Here is a 23,459-nt window from a genome sequence, read left to right as displayed (position 1 = left end):
GACTGGGGTACGTGACCCATATCGGAACGCCGCTTGGCGAATATGCACAGGCGGCTCAAGGCACGCGCGGTTTCGAAGTCCGATGGGCTGGCGCAACCGACACGGGCCTTCGTCGTGCACACAACGAGGACAGCCTCGTGACCGTGCCTCCCGTCTTCGCGATCGCCGATGGCATGGGCGGTCACGCGCACGGCGATGTCGCGAGCAAAGCCGTTGTTGAGCGCCTCGCCGCGCTCGAGGGCAAGACACTCGTCGAGCCGATCGAGATCGTCGAAGCGCTGAGAAACGCGACCGCCGACATCACGAGCATTGGCGAAGAAGGCGACTCTGGAACCGGCACGACGGTCACGGGCGCTGCGTTCGCCGAGCACGAGGGTGAGCCGTACTTCGCGGTCTTCAATGTCGGCGACAGTCGTACCTACGCAATGCTCGGGGACCGGCTCACGCGAATCACGGTCGATCACTCGGTCGTGCAAGAACTCGTTGACGCAGGTCTGCTGTCGGAAGACGAAGCAGAGACGCACCCGGACAGCAACGTCGTGACGCGTGCGATCGGCTTCAACGTCGACCCGGTGCCTGACTACTTCCTGCTCCCGGTCATGCCGGAACTCCGCATCGTCATGTGCAGCGATGGCCTCACGAAGGAGGTTCGCGACTCCGACATCGAACGCCTGCTCATCGAGAACCCGGACACCGCGAAGGCTGCTGATGCGCTCGTCGATGCAGCGCTCGATGCTGGTGGTCGTGACAACGTGACGGTCGTCGTGCTGGATGTCGTCAAGGCGCCGGAGGTCGATGACGTCGATCGCACGGTCCCGCGGACGACGCTGCGCAACGAACCCTCGAACGAGGCATAGCCAACCCGAAGCCGACTGCTCTCGCCTCGCAAATCTGCCCGCGGTAGAATTTGATGATGCGCGCAGCATTCGCGCGGTCGCAGCACGAGCGCCGATGAGGCGCAAGCGCCGCGCATCGTTTGGTGAGGGGGAATCCAATGGCAAGAAGACTGCCGTCTTCCCCGCCCGTCCTGCCCGGATTCGCTCACTTGCACATCGTCGGCACCGGCGGTTTCGCCGACGTCTTCCTCTACGAACAGAACATGCCTCGGCGACCTGTCGCGGTGAAGGTCATGCTCGCTGACTTCGTCGATGATGCGGTGCGCACGATGTTCCAGTCCGAAGTGAATCTGATGGGTCAGCTCTCGGCGCATCCGAACATTCTCACCGTGTACGAAGCGAGCGTTTCCAGCGATGGTCGGCCGTACATCGTGATGGAGCTCTGCTCGGCGCAGGTCGGCTCGCGGTTCCGCGAAACCCCGTACTCGGTCGCGGAATCGCTCGACATGATGATCCGAATCGGGAGCGCACTCGAAACCGCTCACCAGGCCGGAACCCTGCACCGCGACGTGAAGCCAGCGAACATCATGACGACCGCCTATGGGCATCCGGTGCTCAGTGACTTCGGAATCGCCGGCAGCTCCCAAGCGGAGGTCGACGCGCAGATCGGCGTCTCGGTGCCGTGGTCGGCGCCTGAGGTCCTGCGAGAAGAAACCGCAGGGACCATCGCGACCGAGGTCTTCGCCTTCGGTGCGACGCTCTATTCGCTGCTCGCAGGCCGCAGTCCCGCGGAGATCCCCGACCGGCTCAATGGAACCGCGCAGCTCGTCGACCGAATCACCTCGAACCAGTTGCAGCCCCTGCACCGTGACGACGTTCCCGCCGAGCTCGAGCGGATCATCAAGTCGTCGCTCGCACCGCGCCCGGGAGATCGGCCACAGAGTATCTACCAGATGCTCGTCGAACTGCAGAACGTGCAGCGAGCACTCGACCTCCCGGTCACCTCCATCGAAGTCACGATGGACCCCTGGACGGTCGATGTCGTGCCCGAGGCCAGCGACAACACGGTGGCCGCTCCGATGATCGCGGAACGCCCGAAGCGCCCTCGACGGCGCGCGCACATCGAACGGATCGACCTCAGTACGCAGGCCGAAGTCCGCGAGACGAGCCTGCGCACCCGGCAGCACACGCATGAGGAACCCAGAAAGCAGCTCATTCTCGGAGCGGCGATCGGTGTCGGAACGGTGCTCGTGCTCGCGATCATCGGTGTTGCGGTGATCGCCTTCTCCACGCTCGCCGGCGGGATCCCGCGCGTCGAGGCGATCGACGCGCAGCAAACCTCCGGTGCGGTCGAGTTCACCTGGAAAGACCCGGGGATGCTCGACACCGATTCGTACCTCGTGCGCACCTCCAACAACGAGGCAATGATCCAGCGCACCAACGAGTTCACGATGACCGGCGTTCCGGGCGAGGAAGTCTGCGTCGAAGTCGCAGTGAACCGCGAGGGTTCGACAGGCGAGAGCATCACTCGCTGCGCCGAGGTGCTGCCGTGAGATTCGGTGGCAAAACGCTCGCGGCACTCACGATCGGTGGGCTGTTGGCGAGTGGTCTCGTCGTTGCCGCTGCGCTGAGCCCGGGCTACGAAGCGCTCCACCCTGAGCTCGACGATGGCTCGGTGTGGGTGGCGAACCAAGATCTCGATGCGGTCGGGCGGATCAACACTGGAATTTCCGGCATCGACTCCGTCATTGCGCTCGAAGGCCGTGCCTCGGAGATCGTCCAGACCGAAGACACGATCGTCGTCCTCGACCGACTCGCCTCGACACTTCGCGTGATCGACCCGGTGCTCGGGAACCTCAGTGACCCGGTGCCGATCCCCGCCGGCGCAGACGTCTTGCTGGAGGGCGACAACGCGGCGGTCCTCGATCATGCCACCGGCGACGTGTGGCTCATGCCGAGTAGCGAGATCGGTGCCTTTCAGACGGCGACACCGCCGACGAGTGCACTCGGCGAGGGTGCGGAGGCGGTGCTTTACGGCGACTACCTGTACGCCGCGTCACCCGGCCTCGGCAGCATCGTGACGATCGAGATCGCAACGGGCGAGACCATCAATTCCGATCCCGTTCCGATGTCACCGAACGACCCCCAACTGGTCGTGAGTGCCAATGCGGCAGGCTGGATCGTGTTCGATTCGGTCAGCGGCTCGCTCTCGACACCGATGTGGGAAATCTCGACCGACGATCCAACGCTCGCGATCCAGGTTCCCGCGCAGAACCGAGGCGTGGTCGCGGCGAGCAACGAGGGGCTCGTGCGTTTCTCGAGCTCGAGTGGCGAAGCAACCGTGCTCGCCGGTGGAACGAACTCGACGCCGGTTCGACCTCTCGTGATCTCCGGCTGCATCTTCGGGGTGTGGGCCGAGGGCGCCGGGATCCGCCAGTGCGGACTCGAACGAAACGTCCTGACGTTCGAAGGCTTCGAATATTCAGAATCGCTGGCGATCGCCAACCGGAAGAACTCGCTGCTGCTGACCTCGCCGGAAACGGGGAACTCCTGGACGCTCGGCGGAGAGGGTGTCCTCGTCAACGACTGGGGGATGTCGGACCCCCACCAGACGCTGACCTGATCGTCGACGACGAACTCCCGGTCGAGGACGCGCCGGAGAACATCGAGCAGGTCCCGCCGGTCGCGAACGATGATGAACTCGGTGCGCGGCCAGGGCGAACGACCCTGCTTCGCGTCATGGTGAACGACAGCGATGACAACGGCGATCCGATCATGATCACCGAAGTGGGCGAGACGCCCGCGCAGACCGCGATCAGTCAAGATGGCCAGGGGATCCTGCTGACGCTCGATTCGACGGCGAGCGGGCAACTCCAGGTCCCGTACACGATTTCCGATGGTCGTGGCGGAGAGGACTCCGCAGTGGCGACCGTCACGATTTCGGCCCCGGATCAGAATTCGCCGCCCGAACAAGCATTGCCCTCGACACTCAGAGTCGCTGCGAACGGCACCGTCTCGGCGAACGTCCTGAACGACTGGATCGACCCTGACGGCGACGAGCTGATCCTGGTCTCAGCCGCTGTTGCTGGCGGCGACGATATTCGCTATCGCCCGGACGGACGGATCGAGTTCACCGACGGGGGAGTCGGGGCACTGCGCGATATCGACCTCGTCGTCTCCGACGGCCGTGAGCAGTCCACAGGATCAGTGGTCGTCGCAGTATCGACCGATGGGGCGCCGCCGCTCGTTGCCGATTCCTTCGCAGTGTTCGCGCGCGCGGGTGAGTCGCTCGAGCTGGACCCCTTGCTCTCAGCGCACGGCGGTCAGGGTCCGATCGCGCTGCACAATGTTCCGCAACTCGAGGGAGCAACGGTCCGTGCGGATTTCGCCGCGAACCGAATCACCGTCATTCCCGAAGAGCCTGGCTCGCTGCTGCTCGAATACGTCGTCACCGACGGGCAATCAACGGCGACCGGGAACATCCGCATCGAGGTCGCGGCGGCGGTCGACGTCTCGACTCCACCGCAGACGAGCCCGCATGTCGTCGCGATCCCGCCGTTGGCGACGCGCGAGATCGATGTGACGACGAGCGATCTCGACCCCTCCGGAAGCGTGCTGCTCGTCACCGGTACGACGGTCGGCCCCGATACTCCGGTCGTGGCGACCGTCATCGAACAGCGAACCATTCGCCTGACCTTGACCGATGACATCACGGGGCCCGTCGACGTCAATTACACGATCTCGAACGGTGCCTCCTCCTCGACCGGCACGATCACGGTCATTCAGGTGGGAGCGACGGGAACACCGCAGGCGCCGATCGCTCGAGACGACGTGGTCCAGGTGCGACCCGGCAGCGCGACCGACATCGCGGTGCTCGCCAACGACGAGCAGCCCGAGGGTGAGCCCCTCTCGCTCGTCCCCGAACTCGTGACACCGCTCGGCCCCGGCGAAGGACTGCTCTTCGCTTCTCGGAACGTCCTGAGGTATGTCGCACCCGATGAGGTCGGGACCTACGAGGCGGTGTACGCCGTGACGACCGAGAGCGGCCTGCGCTCGCAGGCTCGGGTGACGATTCAGGTGGTCGCCCCAGACGACGTCACCAACTCGCCGCCGAACCCTCGTGACGTCAGCGCCCGCGTGGTCGCCGGCGAACTCGTCGTGATCCCGATCCCGATCTACGGCATCGACCCCAACGGCGACACGGTCACGCTCCTGGGCCAGTCTTCGCCGCCGTTGCTCGGCTCAGTCGTCTCGCGAGGCCCGGATTCGATCACCTACCGGGCGAGCGATTATGCGGTCGGAACCGACTCCTTCACCTACGAGGTCGTCGATGCGCTGGGTGCTCGGGCGACCGGCACGATCACGGTCGGTGTCGCACCGGCGGGCAGCGTCGATGCGAGCCCCCTCGCGCTCCCCGACGAGGTCTCGGTCCGACCCGGCACGACGATCGCCGTCCCCGTGCTCGAGAACGACCGGGACCCGTTCGGCCTTCCCCTGAAGATCGTCTCGGTCGAGTCAACCGCCGCGAGCTTCACCGACGAGGTGCTCCTCATCAGTGCGGGCGCAGAGGAGGGCGAGTTCGGTGTGCTCTATGCAATCGAGAACTCTCGTGGCTCCACCGCCTACGCGTGGTTGACCGTCACGGTCGATCGTGACGCCCCGCTCCCGGTTCCGGAAACCAACGACGTCACGGTCGGTCTCGGCGCGATCATCGATGAAGAGACCGTCGACGTTGATCTCTCCGACGTGATCTCCATTGCAGACGGAGACGCGGCACAACTCGAGATCGCGCTGCCTGTCTCGCAAACGGGCGTTGAGCAGGACGGTTTCATCGTCTCGATCGACATCGGTGAGCGCAGCCGGATCGTTCCGTTCACCGTGTTCCGGAGCGAGGATCCGGCAGTGCAGCAGACCGCACTGATCTTCGTGCCAGGTCACCAGGACTCGCTCCCGCAACTCGACCCTGCCGCCGAGCCCGTGACGACGGTCGGGCAGACTCCCGTGACGATTCCGCTGGCAGAACAGATCCTGACGGTCAACGGAAACACCCCGCTCCTGACGGGAGAGCGGGTGGTTCCGCAGCACTCCGACGGCTCGAACATCGTGGTCGACTCCAGCACGATCCGGTTCACGGCTGCTCCAGGGTTCAGCGGTCAGGCTTCCGTTGCGATCGAAGTGACCGACGGTGACTCACCGCGCGACCCCGAAGGACGCGTCTCGACCGTTGTACTCCCGATCACGGTGCTCCCCGACGAGGACCAGCCGCCACGACTGCTCAGCACGTTTCTGCAAGTCGAGCCGGGCAGTGACCGCTCGCTCGACCTCACCCGCCTCACCACGGGTGTGAGCGAGGAGAGCGGGGACGTCACCTACACGCTCGAAGAAGGCACCCCGTCCGCGGTGACTGCGGCGATCTCGGGCAGCGATCTCCAACTCCAGACTGCATCGAATGCGACACCGGGCGCGAGAAGCGAACTCACGCTCCGTGTTACCGATGAGCGAGGCGAGAGCAGCGAAGGAATCATCACGATCGCGATCGTGAGTTCGACGAGACCCTTGGCATCTCCACAGCCCGACGCGATCGCGCTCGCACGAGGCTCGTCCACGAGCATCAATGTGCTCGAAAACGACGAAGCCACGAACCCGTTCCCGGACACCCCGTTGCGGCTCGTGGAGACCCGAGCTGTCGGCGGCGGGTATCCGCAGGGCATCACCATTCGCGCAAGCGAAAACGGCACGATCGAATTCGCCGCGAGTAGCACCGCCGAGGTTCGCGAATTCACGATGCAGTATCGAGTGCTCGATGCGACCGGCCTCGCCTCGCGCTCGGTGTGGGGCAGCGTGACGGTGCGTCTCGAGGATGTCCCTTCACAACCTGCCGCGCCGACTCGAGAGACGGCGGCCCATGTCGATGGCTCGATTGCACTGCGCATCACGCCACCCGAGGCCAATAACTCGGCGATCACGAGCTATCGCATCGTCGCCGACAACCAGAGTTTCGAGTGCGGACTGCAGCTCGTTTGCGTGCTCGACTCGCTCGATGCCGGCCGCGACTACCAATTCCGCGTCATCGCGAGAAACGCTGTTGGTGAGAGCGTGCCGAGTGCTCCCAGTGAGGTCATGCGGGTCGACTGGCTCCCCGAGGCGCCGACCTCGGTCTCCGCCCGTCCCACCACGGTCGCTGCGAACGGTGGCTCGCTGCAGGTGTCGTGGGCGACCGTCCCCGATCCGAGCCGAGGCACCCCGATCTCCGGATACATCGTGCGCGTCACCGGCAATGGCGTCGACGTGCAGCAGGAGGTCCCCAGCGACGCGGTGACGGCCGAGTTCCCGAACACCGACGGGCAATTGCAGACCGGCCGGGTGTACTCGGTCGCGGTCGCCGCGGTGAACGCCGCGAATGTTCCCGTCGACCGGTGGCAGTTCACATCGACCTCGGTCACCGCAATCGGGCCGCCCTCCTCGGTCGGCACGATCTTTGCGACGAGAAATGCTGACGATCCCGACACGATCGACGTCAACTGGGGCGCAGCGAACGCTGGTGGGGCCACGAACGTGCTCTACACGGTGCGACCGGTGCGCGTCGGCACCGATGTCCCCGAGTGCACCTCCAGCGGCGACGGACGGGCCTCTGGCTCGCGCGACCAAACCTTCGAGCACCGCCTGCCACGTGGTCAGCAGTTCGTGTACGTGATCGTCGCCGACAACGGCTGGTATTGCTCCACCTCGGTGTCCCGAGCGATCTCCGGTGTCCCGAACGCACCGACCGCGTCACTGCAGGTGACCGTGCGCGCCAACGGTGACGCAGCAGACCTCCGCGTCACGGGCGAGCAGCGGCTGCCCGGCGTCGACTACTTCCAGGTTCGAGTGAACACCAACGGTTCAGGATGGGATGCCTGGCGTGACTTCCCCGTCGATGGCGGGTTCGTCACTCGGGTGACCGCGCAAAACGCCGGGCTTTCGACCGCGGTCGAACTGCGAGCGTGCACGGGTTCGCAAGACTCCTCCGGCAAGAACTGCAGTACACCGCAGCGGCTCGGTTCTGCGAGCCCCTATCTGCTGGCCGCGATCATCAATACCTGTGTCATCGACCAGCAACTCAGTGTCAGCGCGCCACCGCTTGCCAACGGCGCGGTCGCCCCGGTCTCCTTCACGATCAAGACCCGGTTCCAGGTCGATGGATCGTGGACGGAATGGTCGAGTCCGGCTGATCCCGCGTTCGCCCCGAACGTTCCGGCCGACGCGACCCGAGTGCAGGTGACCGGTATCGTGACTGCGAATAGTCAGAACAAGCTACAGACCTGGGAAGACACCAACCCGAGTTCAATACAGTGCGGAGCGGAAGAATGAGCGCAATTTTGCCGGGCGAACGAGACAACGAACCGATTGCTCTCATCGCGCAGGCTGCGGCCGAGATCGTTGCGAACGTCGAGCGCGTGGTGATCGGGAAAGCGCACGTGATCCGGCTCGTTCTCACTTCGCTGCTGAGCGAGGGACATCTGCTCATCGAAGACAACCCCGGCACCGGGAAGACATCGCTCGCTCGGGCGCTCGCCGCGACCATCGACGGGAGCGCGTCACGCGTGCAATTCACTCCCGACCTCCTGCCCAGTGACATCACGGGTGTTGGAATTTGGGATCAGCACCGCGGTGATTTCGAGTTCAGGAAAGGGCCGGTGTTCGCGAACATCGTGCTTGCCGACGAGATCAACCGCGCGAGCCCGAAGACACAGTCCGCGCTTCTCGAAGTCATGGAGGAAGCGCGAGTCACTGTCGACGGCGTGAGCCACGACGCACCACGCCCGTTCATGGTCATTGCAACGCAGAACCCGATCGAGCAGTCGGGCACCTACCGCCTGCCCGAGGCGCAACTCGACCGCTTCGCCCTGAAAACCTCCATCGGATACCCAGACCACGCCTCGACGCTCCGCATTCTCGAAGGCGCGACGGGCGCTGTCGATCCGGCAGACCTGCAGCCGATCGTCACGACCGCGGCGTTGAGCGAACTGATCGCTGTGGTCCGAACCGTGCACGTTGACCCCTCGATTTCCGACTACATCGCACGACTCGTCGAAGCCACTCGGATCGCCGATGAGGTACGCCTCGGTGTCAGTGTTCGCGGTGCGCTCGCGTTCATGAAGACCGCGCGTGCCTACGCCGCGATCGATGGCCGTGCCTATGTGACTCCCGACGACGTGAAAGCGCTCGCGATCCCGGTGCTCGCGCACCGTATCGTGCTCGAACCGGAGGCCGAGTTCGACGGTGTGACAGCGGAGAGCATCGTGCAGCAGCTCGTGATTGAAACGCCTCCGCCTCGCGACAGGCTCTCTGCGTAATGCGTGCTGCGCAGGCACGGCGATTGCTCACCCCCTGGGGGTGGGCAATGCTTGTGCTTGCGCTCGTTTGCATCGTGCTCGCGCTGCTGTTCGGATGGCGCGAACTCGTCGTGATCTCCGCAGGCTCGATGACACTCATCCTGCTGGCGATGCCCTGGATCGCCGGAACCCGCTCCGTCGGTGCCCACATCACGCTCGAAGCCGAACGAGTCGCCGTCGGCGCCGCGGCGAGCGCCACGGTGACCGTGACTCGGGCGACCCGGCGCTTGTCTCCGTCGAGTATCAATCTCGCCGTCGACGACGACAGTTTGCGAATCGACCTCGAACCTCTGCCCGTTGGCGGCTCGTCCGATCACGTCATCGACCTCGATACTCGACTGCGTGGGCGGGTGCGCATCGGCCCGATGTCGCTCGTGCGCACCGACCCGTACGGCCTGATGCGTCGAACGCACAATCTGACGGGCGTCGCGGAGCTCGTCGTGCACCCGAGAACCGTGAGGATTCCGGGCATCGCGACCGGTCACGTCCGAGACCTCGAGGGGATCGCCGCAGCAGAGTTCGCGGCGGACGACATCTCGTTCCACAGCCTTCGCGAGTACACCCCGGGAGACCACCCGAGAATCGTGCACTGGCGCTCGAGCGCGAAGAGCGGATCCCTGCTCGTCCGACAGTTCGAACCGTCCAAGCGCAGTGACGTGCTCGTTGCCCTTTCGACGAACGGCACCGAACACACGGCAGCCGATTTCGAGCTGGCGGTCGGCGTCGCCGCGACACTCTGCCAGGACGCACTGCTCGACTCTCGCGGGCTCCGGCTCGTGACGAGCCCGACGCCGAAGGGCGACGTTCCAGAGCTCGATGTCCGCACGCGTGCTCGGATGCTCGACGGGCTCGCCGACGTCGCCGCGGAGAGCGAAGCAACGATCACCGAACTCGCACGACGCATTTCGCTGTCTTCGAGCGCGTCGATTGCGTGGTTGCTCGTCGGCTCCGGGGTGGGCGCCCGAGAGCTACGACTCGCGCTGCAGCAGTTGCCGCACTCCATGCACGCCGTTGTGGTCCGGTGCGATGCAGACGCGGTGCCGGCGGTCGTGCAGCTCGGCAGCAGCACGGTGGTGACGCTCGGGGTCCTCGACGACCTTGCCCGCGTTCTCGAGCAGGGCTCCCTGTCATGATCGGCCGCGCGCTCTTCGCTCTCACGCTGTTCACGTTCACGATCCTGGCGGCGTGCATTCCGATGTGGCCGATCTACGAATCTCCGCAGCTCCTCATCCTGATCGCAGGAACGGTCCTCGTCGGCAACTTGATCGCACTCCTCGGTGCGTGGCGAAAGCTCTCTGCGCTCACCATGATCGTGCTCGGGCTGCTCAGCTTCTGCATCCTCGCTCTTCCGCTTGCTGATCCCGCTCGACTGCAATCCTTGTCGCCTGCATCAGCGCAGTCCTTCGTTGCTGCGATCTGGGAGTCCTGGCGAAAGATTCTCACGATGTCGCTGCCGTTGGGCACGACCGACGGACTCCTCATCGCGCCGTTGATCCTGCTGCTCGTCACCTCGATCGCGGGCTACTCGATCGTCCTGCGCGCGCGGAAGCAGGAGTTCGCTGCGGTGTTCCCGGTGGTCGTCTTCCTCTGGGGAATCCTCTGGGGGCCGTTCGCAACGCCCTCTGCGATCCTCGGCGGGCTCGGCATCGTTGCGACCGTCACCGTCTTCGTCTCGTTCGTCCGGGTTTCTCGTAGCCGGCGGCAGATCCGACGCACGTTCAGCGCAATCGCGCGTCGAGGGGTGGCTGCAGTTGTCGCCGGCACCATCGCACTCACGATCGGCGGGCTCGCAGCGCAGTCGATTCCGCTCGGAGAACGGTTCGTGCTTCGAACAGAACCCGCGCTCCCTACCTTCGCGACCGAGCAGCAAAGTCCGCTCTCGCTCTATCGTTCCTGGTTGCAACCAGACGTCGCCGACGCCGTGCAGTTTCGAGTAAGCGGGCTCCCAGACGGCGCGCGTGTTCGTCTGGTCACGCTCGACTCCTATGACGGCGAGGTCTTCGGGGTCTCGTCCGCGCACGAGTTCGTCCGTGTGCCTCGGCAGTTCGGCTCGACGATGTCGCTCGGCGACGCGGTGCAGCTTGGCATTTCGATCAACGAATACTCGGGTTCCTGGGTGCCGAGTCTCGGCGACGGCACCGGTTTGAGTTTCGTCGGCAACAACCGGTTCGTCCTACAGGAATCGTTGTACGTGAATTCCTCCACCGGCAGCATCGCCGTCGCCCGGGGCCTGCAACAGGGTGACACCTACGAGTACACGGGCGTCCTGCCGACCCCGACTGAGACCCTCTCGGAGTTGACTCCCTACAACGCAGCACCCGACGACGTGTCGCTGCCGCAGGAGGCTGCCGCAAAACTCGCCGAGTGGGTCGCCGGGGCGGAGTCTCCCGGCGAGCGGCTTTCGGCGATCGTGCAAGGGTTCATGACCGAGGGCTACATCAGCCACGGCATCGAACTCGGGGGAGTCGAAAGCAGACCCGGTCATTCGCTCATGCGGATCGAAGAACTCTTCACGGGCACCATGATCGGCGACGCCGAGCAATATGCGACGGCGGCCGCACTGCTGTTCAACGAGGTCGGATTCAGTGCCAGAGTCGTCCTCGGCTTCGCCCCGAGCGTTGGCGAGAGTGACCTCGTCGATGTCACGGGCGCTGATATCTCAGCGTGGGTCGAAGTCCAGACCACGCAGGGGTGGCAGGCCATCAACGTCACTCCGGCGCCGAGACCGATCCCGGAAGAAGAGGACGATCCGACGCAGCCGGGGACCCAACTCGGCCCACCGAGCCAACCGAATCTGCCGGAGGGCGGCACCGAGGTCGAAATCGGCAACAACAATCCCTTGCCAGACGCACCGTTGTCGAGGGACACCGATCAGACGCTCGTCATCGTCCTGCGTTCGATCGGCTTCAGCCTGCTGGGTCTCGTGGTGCTTGCGAGTCCGATCCTCGCGATCGTGCTCTCGAAAGCCTTCCGGCGGCAGCGGCGATGGCGAGCGAACACTCGTGAGGATCGCGTGAGCGGAAGCTGGGACGAGTACCTCGATGCCGTGATCGACAGTGGAGGCCCACGTCAGGGCACCCAGACGCGGATCGAGTTCGCCGGAGACAACGCCGAGGCGGTGCAATTGGCGCGGATCGTCGACGGTGCGATCTTCGGGTCAGGGCAGCCGAGGTCGCGGGCGATTCAGGAGGCCTGGGTCCGCTCTGATCGCCTGGTCGCCGAGATCCGTGCCGGACAGCGCCGAATCGATCGCGTGCGTTCGAAACTTTCACTTCGCTCTTGGCAGCGGGATCGTGAAAGTATGAAACGGTGACAGCAATCGTCTTCAGCACCGGACAGCGGGTCGAACTCAGCGATCGGATGATCGTCGGTCGCTCGCCTGCGGTGCACCCCGGAGAAGAGTGCGTCGTGGTGAGTGTCATCGATCCGAGCCGTTCGGTGTCGAAGACCCACTTCGAGATCGGTCGTGACGAGAGCGGTGTGTGGATCATGGACTGCCATTCGATGAATGGCACGCTCCTGGTGGGCGCGGATTCACAACGGGCGCTCGATCCTCGTAGGCGCGTGCATTTCGACCCCTCGCAGCTGATCCGATTCGGTCGACTCTCCGCACAGCTCGAGAGCGGCCAGCACTCCACAGGACCGTACTCTTCTTCGCACCTCGACGAGACAAACTGATCAACTGCGGCAATGCCGCACACGAACGCTCTCGAACTCCCGCAGCCTCCCACAGACCCGGCACGCGGGAGTTTTCCATTGTTGGCGTCAGTTGCGCCCGTTTTTGGGGCCCTGGCGCTGTGGGCGATCACCTCCTCGCCAACGGTGCTGATTTTCGCAGCGCTCGGACCGGTCATCGCGATCGCTGGCCTCGGCGACGGCGCGATCTCAAGACGCCGCCACCGAGTCCACGAACAGCGACGTGTCGCCTCGCAGTTCACTTCTCTGGAGCAGGAGGTCACGCGACTGCACGCTCTCGAGCGCGAGCAGTTGCTGACTCGATACCCAGACGCGCGAGCGCTCCTGCATCGCCCAGACAACGATCCGAGTCGTTGGCAGAGCGAGGCACCAGGTACGGTGCCCGTTCGAGTCGGACTCGGCGTCGCGCGGAGCGCACTGCGAGTGCAGCCCTATGCGCACACGGTTGATCGAGTCACTCGCGATCTCGGCGATGCGCTCGTGCAGCAGGCAACGCGTCTGAGTGGCCAACCGGTCGTCCTTGACGCCGCGCAGGGCATCGGCATCGTTGCTCCCGTGCAGATCGGGGCGGCGATCCTGCGCGCGGTGCTGCTCTCGGTACTCGGAACGCTTTCGCCCGCATCGGTACGAGTCATCGTCGAGGGTCCGAGGGAATGGCGCTGGACCGAAGCGCTCCCGCATCACGTGGAGTTCCAAGAATCACCGACGACGCACGTGCGCGTGCTCGGCGACACGATCGGTTTCACGCTTGCGCTCGCATCCGATGCTGCGATGCTCCCGCGAGACTGCCGCGCGGTGATCGCGGGAGGGTTCACAGAAGTCGCGGTGCACGGTGCAGAAGTGGCCGAGGTCACCGAGGTGATCGCCGAGGCGCTCTCTCTGCGCGAATCCATCGACGGCGTGCAGCAGCTCCATGCTGCTGCTGTCGCCGCAGGGTTCTCACACGGAGCGCAGCGACTGCCGGGAGCCGTCGCGTTATCGGAGATCCGACAGGAACGCTCGGCAGGGCTCGGCGCGCGCTTCCTTGTCAGCACCGATGGGGCGGCAACGATCGATCTCGTGCACGACGGGCCGCACGCGGTCGTCGGTGGCACGACCGGATCGGGCAAGAGTGAACTCCTGATCTCTTGGATCGCTGCCCTTGCAGCCACGGCCACGCCAAAGGAACTCGCGATCCTGCTCGTCGACTTCAAGGGAGGGGCGAGCTTCGGTCCGCTGACAGGTCTGCAGCACTGCGTCGGCGTGATCACCGACCTCGACGCACACGCAGCACGGCGTGCCATCGAGAGCCTCCGGGCCGAGCTCAGAGCCCGGGAGCGTGCGCTCGCAGAACTGGGTGCACGGTCTCTCGAGGAATGCGGCGGCAAGCTACCGAGGCTTGTCATCGTCGTCGATGAATTCGCGGCGATGCTGCAGGAGTTTCCCGAACTCCATGAACTCTTCACCGACCTGGCCGCTCGAGGGCGCTCCCTCGGGATCCATCTGATCCTTTGCACGCAACGTCCAGCGGTCGCGCTCCGAGACGCAGTGCTGGCCAATACCGGGATCAGGATCTCCCTCCGGGTCACGGAGGCCGCCGATGCCGTTGCGCTCACGGGGGTTCCTGCGGCCGCGCACTTCACGCTCGAACACCGGGGCCGCTGTGTGGTCGCGATCGCAGGGCGTGATGTCTACGAGGCGCAGACCGCCTTGAGCGATCAGGCGCTCCTCGACGAGACCATGGCGCGCTCAAGGCTGCATGACGCTCCGCGGCGCCCCTGGAGACAGCCCCTGCCATCATCCATCGACGATGGCGCCGCAGAGCTCCTGTGCGCCACTTCGGCAGGCACGACGCCCCGTCGCGCACGTCAGAACTCGTCGAACCCGATCGTGGCGATCATCGACCGACCTGCTGATCAGGCGCTCGTCGCCTGGCGGTGGAATGAGATCCGCGACGGCAATCTCGCCGTCGTCGGTGCTCGGACGAGCGGGAAAACCTGGCTGACGCACCGACTCGCTGCTCTGCCGAATGCTGTGCTCGTCAACGAAACCGCTGCGCTCTGGGACGCCTTGGCAACACCGATTCAACCTGGAGTGCTGCTCATCGACGACTTCGACCTGCTCGTGCAGCAGGCGGGCGACGAATACGGCATGCATCTCGTGCAACGCCTTGCACATCGCATGCGCGCCGGTGGTCCACTCGGGCATTCGATCGTCATGACCGTTCGAAGGTCTTCGAACATCGTGGCTCCTGTTCTTGCACTCGCTGAGAACCTCGTGGTGCTGCGCTCCGCGAGCAAACACGAGCACGTGATGCTCGGCGTGCAATCCGCTGTGTTCGATCCTGCGGTGCCGGCCGGAGGGGGTTGGCTTCGCGATGAGCGCGTGCAACTCCTCGTGCCATCGAGGACCGCGCCGAGTGCTTCCCCTGCGAAAGCGCAGTTCGCCGAGGCTGGCGCCGTGGCACACGACTGCCTCGTCATTCACGGTGAGTTCTCGAGCGAACTGCACTCGAAGTATCTTCCGGAGCTGCGCTCAGCACACCTCAGTGAGGGAGGAGACCGCGAAGACATCATGGTGCGCGGCTCGGTGAGCGAATGGCTCGGACAGTGGGCGATGTTCACACGGTGGAGTGCAGCGCGTCCCTTGGTCTTTCTCGGCTGTACGCCAAAAGAGGTGCGTCAGCTCTTGCCGAGCGCTGCGCTCCCGCCACTCATGGTGGGGGAGGCAGCGTGGCTCTTCCGGCAGGGGCGTTTTGTTCGGCTCAGCCCTCACGCACCCGCAGCGAGCGCAGCCTCAACTGATTCAGCGGGGAGCGAATGAGCGTTCGCCACTCCTGCGTTCGTCACGACTCCGGCATGCACGTTCAATCCGTGTCCGAGCGCCTCGTTGCCGCGAAGTGCAGCACGCCATCCCTGGTTCGCGATGGCGGCGACATAGGGCAGGGTCGCGTTCGTCAGCGCGTAGGTCGAGGTTTGCGGCACTGCGCCGGGCATGTTCGCCACGCAGTACATCACGGCGTCATGAACTGGGAAGGTCGGGTTCTCGTGCGTGGTGGGCCGGGAGTCTTCGAAGCATCCCCCCTGGTCGACAGAGATATCGACGAGCACGGAACCGCGCCGCATGGCTGCGACCATGTCGTTGGTCACGAGCTTCGGTGCTCGCGCTCCAGGAATCAGCACTGCGCCGATTACGAGGTCGGCGTCCGCGACCGCCTGCTTGACGGTCAGAGCATTCGAGGCGAGTGTCGAAACTCGTCCTGCGTAGTGGTGATCGAGCTCGCGGAGCCGTTGCGCACTCGTGTCGAGCACAGTGACTCGTGCGCCGAGCCCGACAGCCATCTGCACGGCGTTCGTTCCGGCAACACCGCCTCCGAGGACCACGATGTTCGCCGCGTGCGTGCCCGGGACGCCAGAAGGCAGAATCCCAGCTCCACCCGATGGGCGCATGAGCGTTGCGGCGCCGACGATCACAGAGAGCCGTCCTGCGACTTCGCTCATCGGGGCGAGCAGCGGGAGCGAACGGTTCGCAAGCTGCACCGTTTCGTACGCGATTGCTGTCGTGCCGCTCGCGATCAGCGCATCGGTGAGCGGGCGGTCGGCCGCGAGGTGGAGATACGTAAAGAGCACGAGATCATCGCGGAAGAACTGGTACTCGCTCGCAACGGGTTCTTTGACCTTGAGGATCAGTGCAGACTGCTCCCATACGGAGCGCGCATCCGGAGCGATTTCGGCGCCGGCCTCGCGGTAGGCATCGTCGCTGATGCCGCTCCCGATTCCGGCGGAGGTTTCAACGACGACTCGGTGCCCGGCGAGGTGCAGATCGTGCACCCCGCTCGGGGTCAACGCGACTCGAAATTCGTTGTTCTTGATTTCTTTTGGAACGCCAATGTTCATACCCGCAAGTCTAGGCTCCGGGGGAGCCGACCGGGGCTTAGTAGCCGGCGTCGACGATTGCTTCTTCGAGCACTCCGATTGCTTCTTCGAGCTGCGCATCGGTAATTGCAACACTCGGCAGAAGCCGGATGACGTTGTAGTCGGTGCCAGCGGTGAGCGCGACGACGCCGCGCTGCAACGCAGCATCGCTCACAGCCTTCGCGATCGCGAGCGGCTCTTTGTTCTCGTCGAGGAATTCCATCGCGATCATTGCACCGCGACCACGGATCTCGGCGATCACAGGGTGGCGCTCCTGAATGCCTTCGAGCAGTGGCCTGATGACCTGCTCGATTGCAGCGGCACGGGCGACTGCGCCCTTCGACTCGAGCTCGCTGAAGACAGCGAGGGCCGCCGCGCAGGCGACCGGGTTGCCGCCGAAGGTTCCGCCGAGTCCACCGGCGTGGACCGCGTTCATGATTTCTGCACGACCCGTGACTGCTGCCAGCGGCATGCCGCCAGCGATGCCCTTTGCGCTCAGGACGAGGTCTGGGACCCAGTCGAAGTGCTCGGACGCGAAGACCTTGCCGGTACGGGCAACACCCGACTGCACTTCGTCGGCGATCATGACGACGCCGTGCTTCGTGCACCATTCCTGCATTGCTGCAAGGTAGCCGTCTGCGGGGACGATGAATCCGCCCTCACCCTGGATCGGCTCGACGACGAGGCACGCGAGGTCGTCGATGCCGACGTGACGCTCGAGGTACCAGATGCTGTGCTTCGCGGCCTCTGCACCGGTGCGTCCGTCGCGGAGCGGGTAGCTGCCCGGCACGTGGAAGATGTCGGAGGCGAGGGGCCCCATGCCGGTGGCGTACGGCGCCGGCTTGAAGTTCATGGTCATGGTGAGGTTCGTGCGACCGTGGTAGCCGTGCTCGAGGACCGCGACCGCGCGGCGACCGGTCGCGCGACGAGCGATCTTGACCCCGTTCTCCACGGCTTCGCTGCCGGAGTTCACCAGCAGCGTGCGCTTATCGTGATCGCCTGGCGTGAGCTGCTGCAGGTGTTCTGCGACCTGCACGTACACCTCATAGGGCGTGCACGCGAAGAGCGTGTGGGTCAGGAGCGCGACCTGCTCCTGCACTGCCGCAACGACCGCTTCGTTCGTGTGACCGATTGTCGTGACACCGATGCCACACCCAAGGTCGATGAAGCGGTTGCCGTCGACATCGGTGAGCAGCGCGTCGTGCGCGCTCTCGATGAAGATCGGGAACGTCAGTCCGACACCGTCGGAGACGGCGGCTTCTTTTCGTGCTCGAAGAGCCTCGCTCTTCGGACCCGGAATTGCAGTAACGATTGAGCGAGCCTGAGGCGTGAGAGTGTCAGTCATGATGCCCTTTATGTTACGCCGAACTTCTGCCCCGGATACCCTTATTTTGTGCACAACAATCATTCGTACGAGATTCAGGTTGTCTGGCAGGGGAATCGCGGTTCGGGAACCAGCGGCTACCGCGACTATTCACGCGCGCACGAAGTGAGTGCACCCGGTTTGCAGCCGATCGCGGGCAGCGCCGACAAAACCTTCCACGGTGATCGAGAGCGCTGGAACCCAGAGCAGCTCTTGCTCGCTGCACTCACGCAGTGCCACATGCTCTCGTATCTGCACCAGGCAGTCCAGCGCGGCGTCGTGGTCGTGGAGTACACCGACAATTCGCTCGGCACGATGGTCACGAGCGGCATGGGTGGTGCGTTCACGGAAGCGGTGTTGCGTCCACGCGTCGTGGTCGCTCACGAGGACATGCGCGAGGCCGCGCTGGAAGCACACGCTGAAGCCTCGAAGAACTGTTTCATCGCGCAGAGCGTCGCCTTCCCCGTTCGTCATGAGCCGGTGATCGAGGTCGCAGCGTGAAGCGTCGTGTGCTCCTGCTCGGATCAACCGGGTCAATCGGAACGCAAGCCCTCGATGTCATTGCGAAGAACCCCGACACCTTTGAGGTCGTCGGTCTCTCCGCGGGCCGAAATGCCGAGGCGCTCGCCCAACAGGCCGCGCAGTTCGGCGTGTCTGAGACCGCGCTCGGCACTGATGGCGCGGTTGCGCTCATCGAGTCGGTCGAGGCCGACGTCATCGTCAACGGGATCACAGGGTCTGCAGGCCTTCGTCCGACGTTGAGCGCACTCGCCACCGGTAGTTCCCTTGCGCTCGCCAATAAGGAGAGCCTGATCGTGGGCGGCACGCTCGTCACGAGTGCTGCGGCGCCCGGACAGATCGTCCCCGTCGATAGCGAACATTCGGCGATCGCGCAGTGCCTGCAGGGCGCTCGTGCCGATCAGGTCGCACGCCTCGTACTCACTGCGAGCGGTGGTCCGTTCTTCGGGAAGACCACCGCTGAATTGCACGGGGTCACACCAGCGGACGCGCTCGCGCATCCGACCTGGGACATGGGTCTCGTCGTCACGACGAACTCATCGACACTCGTCAACAAGGGTCTCGAAGTGATCGAGGCGCACCTCCTGTTCGATGTCCCCTTCGATGCGATCGACGTCACCGTCCACCGTCAGTCGATCGTGCACTCGATGGTCGAGTTCGTCGACGGTTCGACGCTCGCGCAGTGCTCACCGCCCGACATGCGCCTGCCGATCGCGCTCGGACTGCACTGGCCGGAGCGAACAGCGGGAGTCGGAGCACCACTGGATTGGACCAGCGCGAGCACCTGGACGTTCGAACCGCTCGACGAAGTCGCCTTCCCCGCGGTGCAATTGGCGAAGCACGTCGGATCGCTCGGGTCAACATTCCCCGCGGTGTTCAACGCCGCGAACGAGCAGGCGGTGTTTGCCTTCCACCGCGGTGAGATCGCCTGGACCGAGATCGTTCCGACGATCGAGCGGGTCGTGGCCGATCATGAAGCAGGCGAACTCAGCCTCGAGGCGGTCTTCGCGGCAGAAGCGTGGGCCCGCTCGCACGCAGACCAAATCCTCGGTTCGAAGCGCTAGCATTCAGCGGTGGAATTCGTCCTGCTGTACGCCCTCGGGGTGATCATTGTCTTCGTCGGGCTGCTCGTCTCGATCGCTCTGCACGAAGTCGGTCACCTCGTCCCTGCGAAGCTGTTCGGTGTCCGCGTCGGCCAGTACATGGTCGGCTTCGGAAAGACGCTCTTCTCTCGCACGGTCCGCGGCACCGAATACGGAGTAAAGGCGCTCCCGCTCGGCGGCTACATTTCGATGGCGGGCATGTTCCCGCCGGCAGCACCAGGGGCCAAGCCGCGCGCTTCGAGCACGGGATTCCTCCAGGTGCTCGCGCAAGACGCCCGCGAGCAGAGTGCGGAATCGATTCCCGTCGGTGAAGACAAAGCAGCCTTCTACCAGCTCGCGTTCTGGAAGCGCATCATCATCATGGCGGGCGGCCCCGCCATGAACCTGGTGCTCGCCTTCGTCTTGATGGCGGTCGTGCTGTGCGGCTTCGGCGTCGCGGTCAATACGAACACGGTGAGCGCTGTCTCCGAGTGTGTCATCGCGGTGTCCTCAGAGCGCCAGGAATGCACCGCCGACGATCCGCTGGCTCCGGCCGCAGAAGCCGGAATCCGCGCGGGTGACACGATCGTCGCGATCGACGGAGTCCAGATCGACTCCTGGAACGAGGTGCAGGCCGCCATTCAAGAACGCGCGGACCGGCCGACGGTCTTCGCGATCGAGCGAGACGGCACGGTGCAGGACGTCACCGTGACCCCCATGGCGACGGAACGCTACGCCACTGACGAAGCCAACGCCGTGATCCGCGGCGACGACGGCCTTCCGGTGACCGAAACGGTGGGCTTCATCGGAATTTCGCCCCTCGCGATCACCGAGCAGCAGCCGATCACCGCAGTCGGGCCGGCGGTCTGGGATGTCGTCGAACGAGTCGGAAACGTCATCCTGAATCTTCCGCAGCGCCTCGTCGACATCGCGGTCGCGGCGTTCGGGCCAGGGGAGCGCGACCCGGAGGGGCCGATGAGCGTCGTCGGTGTCGGGCGCCTTGCCGGTGAGATCGTCTCCCTCGACACGATGCCTGTCGCAGAGCGCGCCAGCACGCTGATGGGCATGCTCGCCTCGCTCAACGTGGCACTGTTCGTCTTCAACCTCATTCCGCTGATGCCGCTCGACGGCGGGCACATCCTCGGCGCAGTGCTCGACGCGATTCGCCGGGGCTTCGCAAAGATTCGCGGCAAAAAAGATCCGGGTCATCTCGATACCGCGAAATGGGTCCCCGTCACGCTCGTCGTGACCCTGCTGCTCGGCGCAATGAGCCTCCTGCTCATCTACGCGGACATCGTGAAACCCGTTTCGCTGCTCGGCGAGTAACGGTCGGAGATCAACGCGCCCTCATTGGCGCAATAGGCTTGGAGTCATGGCTGCAATTAATCTCGGGAAGCCCGAGCCGCTCACACTGGCACCGCGCAGGAAGAGCCGCCAAATCAACGTTGGCTCGGTCAAGGTCGGCGGTGACGCGCAGGTTTCTGTGCAGTCGATGACGACCACCCCCACGACGAACATCAATGGCACGCTCCAGCAGATCGCCGAGCTCACGGCAACGGGATGCGACATCGTTCGCGTCGCCTGCCCGAGCCAGGACGACGCAGACGTCTTGCACATCATTGCGAAGAAGAGCCAGATCCCCGTGATCGCGGATATTCACTTCCAGCCGAAGTATGTCTTCCAGGCGATCGACGCCGGATGCGCGGCAGTTCGAGTGAACCCGGGGAACATCCGGAAGTTCGACGACCAGGTCGGCGCGATCGCGAAGGCCGCGAAAGATGCGGGCGTCAGTCTTCGCATCGGCGTCAACGCTGGGAGCCTCGATCCTCGGCTCTTGCAGAAGTACGGGAAGGCGACGCCGGAAGCGCTCGTCGAGAGCGCGATCTGGGAGGCGAGCCTCTTCGAGGAGCACGACTTCCACGACTTCAAGATTTCGGTGAAGCACAACGACCCGGTCGTCATGGTGAAGACCTACCGCATGCTCGCTGAGCGCGGCGATTGGCCACTGCACCTCGGCGTCACCGAGGCCGGTCCGGCATTCCAGGGCACGATCAAGAGCGCGACCGCGTTCGGCATCCTGCTCTCAGAAGGCATCGGCGACACGATTCGCGTCTCGCTCTCGGCGCCTCCTGCCGAAGAGGTCAAGGTCGGATTGCAGATCCTGCAGTCGCTGAACCTTCGTGAGCGCAAGCTCGAGATCGTCTCCTGCCCATCGTGTGGTCGTGCACAGGTCGACGTGTACACGCTCGCCGAGGACGTCACCGAAGGATTGAAGGACGTCCAAGTGCCGCTTCGCGTTGCCGTCATGGGATGCGTCGTGAACGGCCCCGGAGAGGCTCGCGAAGCCGACCTCGGAGTCGCGAGCGGCAACGGGAAGGGGCAGATCTTCGTGAAGGGCGAGGTCATCAAGACCGTCCCCGAGTCGGAGATCGTTGCGACCCTCATCGAAGAAGCTCGCCGGATCGCGGCCGAGAACCCCGAGTTGCCAAGCGGCGAAGCAACGGTCGTCACCTCGAAGTAAGCGAGGAGGCCCGGTGCCCGTGCACTCGGGTGTTCCCCAGAGTGCACACAGACTCCGCTCAAGCGACACCTCTAGGCTCGAATTTCTCCGACGTTGCGCCGAGTGGCGCAACTCAACACTGTGAAGGATCCCCGTGACGCATCAGACGCCAGGCCGGCAAGCAATCGAGAGCAGCGAGATGACGGAGGCCGCTCGCGTCATCACCGAGATCCAGCAGGCGTTCTCCTCCCGAGTGGTCGGTCAGACCGATCTGCTGCGCTCGCTGCTGATCGCTTTGCTCACCGGCGGACACGTGCTCATGGAATCGGTGCCCGGCCTCGCGAAGACCACCGCGGCCCAGACACTCGCAGAGTCGGTGAGCGCGAGCTTCCACCGCATCCAGTGCACGCCAGACCTCCTGCCCTCTGACATCGTCGGAACTCAGATCTACGACGCTCGTGAGGGCAACTTCCGAACGCAGCTCGGCCCGGTGCACGCGAACTTCGTCCTGCTCGACGAGATCAACCGTTCCAGTGCGAAGACGCAGTCGGCGATGCTCGAGGCGATGCAGGAGCGCCAGACCTCGATCGGCGGCGAGACCTTCGACCTTCCGAGCCCGTTCTTCGTCTTGGCAACGCAGAACCCCATCGAGCAGGAGGGCACGTACACGCTGCCCGAAGCCCAGCTCGACCGCTTCCTGTTGAAGGAGATCCTGCAGTACCCGAGCCCGACCGAAGAGGCCGAGATCGTCCGAAGGATCGAATCGGGCGTCTTCGAGCAGGACCCGCACGCGGTCGCGAGCCTCGACGAGATCCGAATGCTGCAGTCGCTGACGAAGCGGGTGTACGTGGATCAGGCGATCACGAACTACATCGTGCAATTGATGTACGTCACGCGGCACGCGAAGGACTACATCGGGGAGAACCTCGCGAGCTACATCCAGTACGGTGCGAGCCCGCGCGGCTCGATCAACTTCTCGAAGGCGGCTCGTGCGCTCGCGCTGATCAACGGCCGTGATTACGTGATTCCAGAGGACATCAAGGCGCTGCGGCACTCGATTCTCCGCCACCGCCTGATCCTCGGCTACGAGGCCGAGGCAGACGGCGTCACGTCCGAACAGATGGTTGACGCCATTTTCGGCGCAGTTCGAACCCCGTAGGGCTTTCCATGCGACGCAGGCTGCTCAAGGTCAAAA

Annotated in this window: 16 protein-coding genes; 14 read left to right on the top strand and 2 right to left on the bottom strand. The window is 64.6% G+C overall.

Features of this window, described 5'->3' with window-relative positions; genetic code table 11:
• Positions 1 to 11 precede the first annotated feature (11 nt).
• The 9 genes from U2H20_RS05085 to U2H20_RS05045 all read left to right on the top strand — a co-directional run bounded on the left by U2H20_RS05085 (position 12) and on the right by U2H20_RS05045 (position 15,709).
• Positions 12 to 857: a PP2C family protein-serine/threonine phosphatase gene (locus tag U2H20_RS05085; protein ID WP_430593407.1), complete on the top strand. Its 846-nt coding sequence runs from the start codon at positions 12 to 14 to the stop codon at positions 855 to 857.
• 137 nt (positions 858 to 994) lie between these two features.
• Positions 995 to 2,389 (top strand): serine/threonine-protein kinase, encoded by a 1,395-nt coding sequence (locus tag U2H20_RS05080; protein ID WP_430593406.1) that lies wholly within the window; start codon positions 995 to 997, stop codon positions 2,387 to 2,389.
• Positions 2,386 to 3,459 (top strand): hypothetical protein, encoded by a 1,074-nt coding sequence (locus U2H20_RS05075; protein ID WP_430593405.1) that lies wholly within the window; start codon positions 2,386 to 2,388, stop codon positions 3,457 to 3,459. Before U2H20_RS05080 ends, U2H20_RS05075 begins: the two co-directional genes overlap by 4 nt.
• A complete protein-coding gene (locus U2H20_RS05070; protein ID WP_430593598.1) occupies positions 3,387 to 8,186 on the top strand; it encodes an Ig-like domain-containing protein in 4,800 nt (1,599 codons plus the stop codon). Before U2H20_RS05075 ends, U2H20_RS05070 begins: the two co-directional genes overlap by 73 nt.
• Entirely contained in the window at positions 8,183 to 9,172 is a 990-nt protein-coding gene (locus U2H20_RS05065) for an AAA family ATPase (protein ID WP_430593404.1), read from the top strand. Before U2H20_RS05070 ends, U2H20_RS05065 begins: the two co-directional genes overlap by 4 nt.
• Positions 9,172 to 10,344 (top strand): DUF58 domain-containing protein, encoded by a 1,173-nt coding sequence (locus U2H20_RS05060; protein ID WP_430593403.1) that lies wholly within the window; start codon positions 9,172 to 9,174, stop codon positions 10,342 to 10,344. The genes U2H20_RS05065 and U2H20_RS05060 overlap by 1 nt, the downstream gene beginning before the upstream one ends.
• Complete coding sequence (locus U2H20_RS05055) at positions 10,341 to 12,524, top strand: transglutaminaseTgpA domain-containing protein (protein ID WP_430593402.1); 2,184 nt, start codon at positions 10,341 to 10,343, stop codon at positions 12,522 to 12,524. The genes U2H20_RS05060 and U2H20_RS05055 overlap by 4 nt, the downstream gene beginning before the upstream one ends.
• Positions 12,521 to 12,889, top strand: a complete 369-nt coding sequence (locus U2H20_RS05050; protein WP_430593401.1) for an FHA domain-containing protein — start codon at positions 12,521 to 12,523, stop codon at positions 12,887 to 12,889. Before U2H20_RS05055 ends, U2H20_RS05050 begins: the two co-directional genes overlap by 4 nt.
• A gap of 12 nt (positions 12,890 to 12,901) precedes the next feature.
• Entirely contained in the window at positions 12,902 to 15,709 is a 2,808-nt protein-coding gene (locus tag U2H20_RS05045) for an FtsK/SpoIIIE domain-containing protein (protein ID WP_430593400.1), read from the top strand.
• On the opposite strand, the gene ald is transcribed toward U2H20_RS05045, so the two are convergent.
• Positions 15,658 to 16,782, bottom strand: a complete 1,125-nt coding sequence (gene ald, locus U2H20_RS05040; RefSeq protein ID WP_430593399.1) for an alanine dehydrogenase — start codon at positions 16,780 to 16,782, stop codon at positions 15,658 to 15,660. The two genes, U2H20_RS05045 and ald, sit on opposite strands and share 52 nt — an antisense overlap.
• A 37-nt stretch (positions 16,783 to 16,819) precedes the next feature.
• Positions 16,820 to 18,145, bottom strand: a complete 1,326-nt coding sequence (locus U2H20_RS05035) for an aminotransferase class III-fold pyridoxal phosphate-dependent enzyme (protein ID WP_430593398.1) — start codon at positions 18,143 to 18,145, stop codon at positions 16,820 to 16,822.
• A gap of 48 nt (positions 18,146 to 18,193) precedes the next feature.
• On the opposite strand from U2H20_RS05035, the gene U2H20_RS05030 reads away from it, so the two are divergent.
• From U2H20_RS05030 to U2H20_RS05010, 5 genes are all read left to right on the top strand, one after another.
• Positions 18,194 to 18,664, top strand: coding sequence for an OsmC family protein (locus U2H20_RS05030; protein ID WP_430593397.1), 471 nt, complete (start codon positions 18,194 to 18,196; stop codon positions 18,662 to 18,664).
• A complete protein-coding gene (locus U2H20_RS05025; RefSeq protein WP_430593396.1) occupies positions 18,661 to 19,746 on the top strand; it encodes a 1-deoxy-D-xylulose-5-phosphate reductoisomerase in 1,086 nt (361 codons plus the stop codon). Before U2H20_RS05030 ends, U2H20_RS05025 begins: the two co-directional genes overlap by 4 nt.
• A gap of 9 nt (positions 19,747 to 19,755) precedes the next feature.
• Positions 19,756 to 21,090 (top strand): M50 family metallopeptidase, encoded by a 1,335-nt coding sequence (locus U2H20_RS05020; RefSeq protein ID WP_430593395.1) that lies wholly within the window; start codon positions 19,756 to 19,758, stop codon positions 21,088 to 21,090.
• A gap of 46 nt (positions 21,091 to 21,136) precedes the next feature.
• Positions 21,137 to 22,285 carry a flavodoxin-dependent (E)-4-hydroxy-3-methylbut-2-enyl-diphosphate synthase gene (ispG, locus tag U2H20_RS05015; RefSeq protein ID WP_430593394.1) on the top strand — a complete coding sequence of 383 codons (1,149 nt, stop codon included), beginning with the start codon at positions 21,137 to 21,139 and terminating at the stop codon, positions 22,283 to 22,285.
• A gap of 178 nt (positions 22,286 to 22,463) precedes the next feature.
• The gene (locus U2H20_RS05010) at positions 22,464 to 23,423 is read left to right on the top strand and encodes an AAA family ATPase (RefSeq protein WP_430593597.1); all 960 of its coding nucleotides are present in this window, start codon (positions 22,464 to 22,466) and stop codon (positions 23,421 to 23,423) included.
• The last annotated feature ends 36 nt before the right edge of the window (positions 23,424 to 23,459 follow it).

Source organism: Humidisolicoccus flavus, assembly GCF_045689595.1.
In the GTDB taxonomy this organism is placed as follows: Bacteria; Actinomycetota; Actinomycetes; order Actinomycetales; family Microbacteriaceae; genus Humidisolicoccus; species Humidisolicoccus flavus.
This window is presented reverse-complemented; position numbering and strand designations above follow the sequence as displayed.

Coding starts and splice junctions, on each gene's coding strand:
- U2H20_RS05080 (WP_430593406.1), top strand. CDS start 995: ATGGCAAGAAGACTGCCGTCTTCCCCGCCCGTCCTGCCCGGATTCGCT.
- U2H20_RS05065 (WP_430593404.1), top strand. CDS start 8,183: ATGAGCGCAATTTTGCCGGGCGAACGAGACAACGAACCGATTGCTCTC.
- U2H20_RS05060 (WP_430593403.1), top strand. CDS start 9,172: ATGCGTGCTGCGCAGGCACGGCGATTGCTCACCCCCTGGGGGTGGGCA.
- U2H20_RS05055 (WP_430593402.1), top strand. CDS start 10,341: ATGATCGGCCGCGCGCTCTTCGCTCTCACGCTGTTCACGTTCACGATC.
- U2H20_RS05045 (WP_430593400.1), top strand. CDS start 12,902: ATGCCGCACACGAACGCTCTCGAACTCCCGCAGCCTCCCACAGACCCG.
- ald (WP_430593399.1), bottom strand. CDS start 16,782: ATGAACATTGGCGTTCCAAAAGAAATCAAGAACAACGAATTTCGAGTC.
- U2H20_RS05035 (WP_430593398.1), bottom strand. CDS start 18,145: ATGACTGACACTCTCACGCCTCAGGCTCGCTCAATCGTTACTGCAATT.
- ispG (WP_430593394.1), top strand. CDS start 21,137: ATGGCTGCAATTAATCTCGGGAAGCCCGAGCCGCTCACACTGGCACCG.
- U2H20_RS05010 (WP_430593597.1), top strand. CDS start 22,464: ATGACGGAGGCCGCTCGCGTCATCACCGAGATCCAGCAGGCGTTCTCC.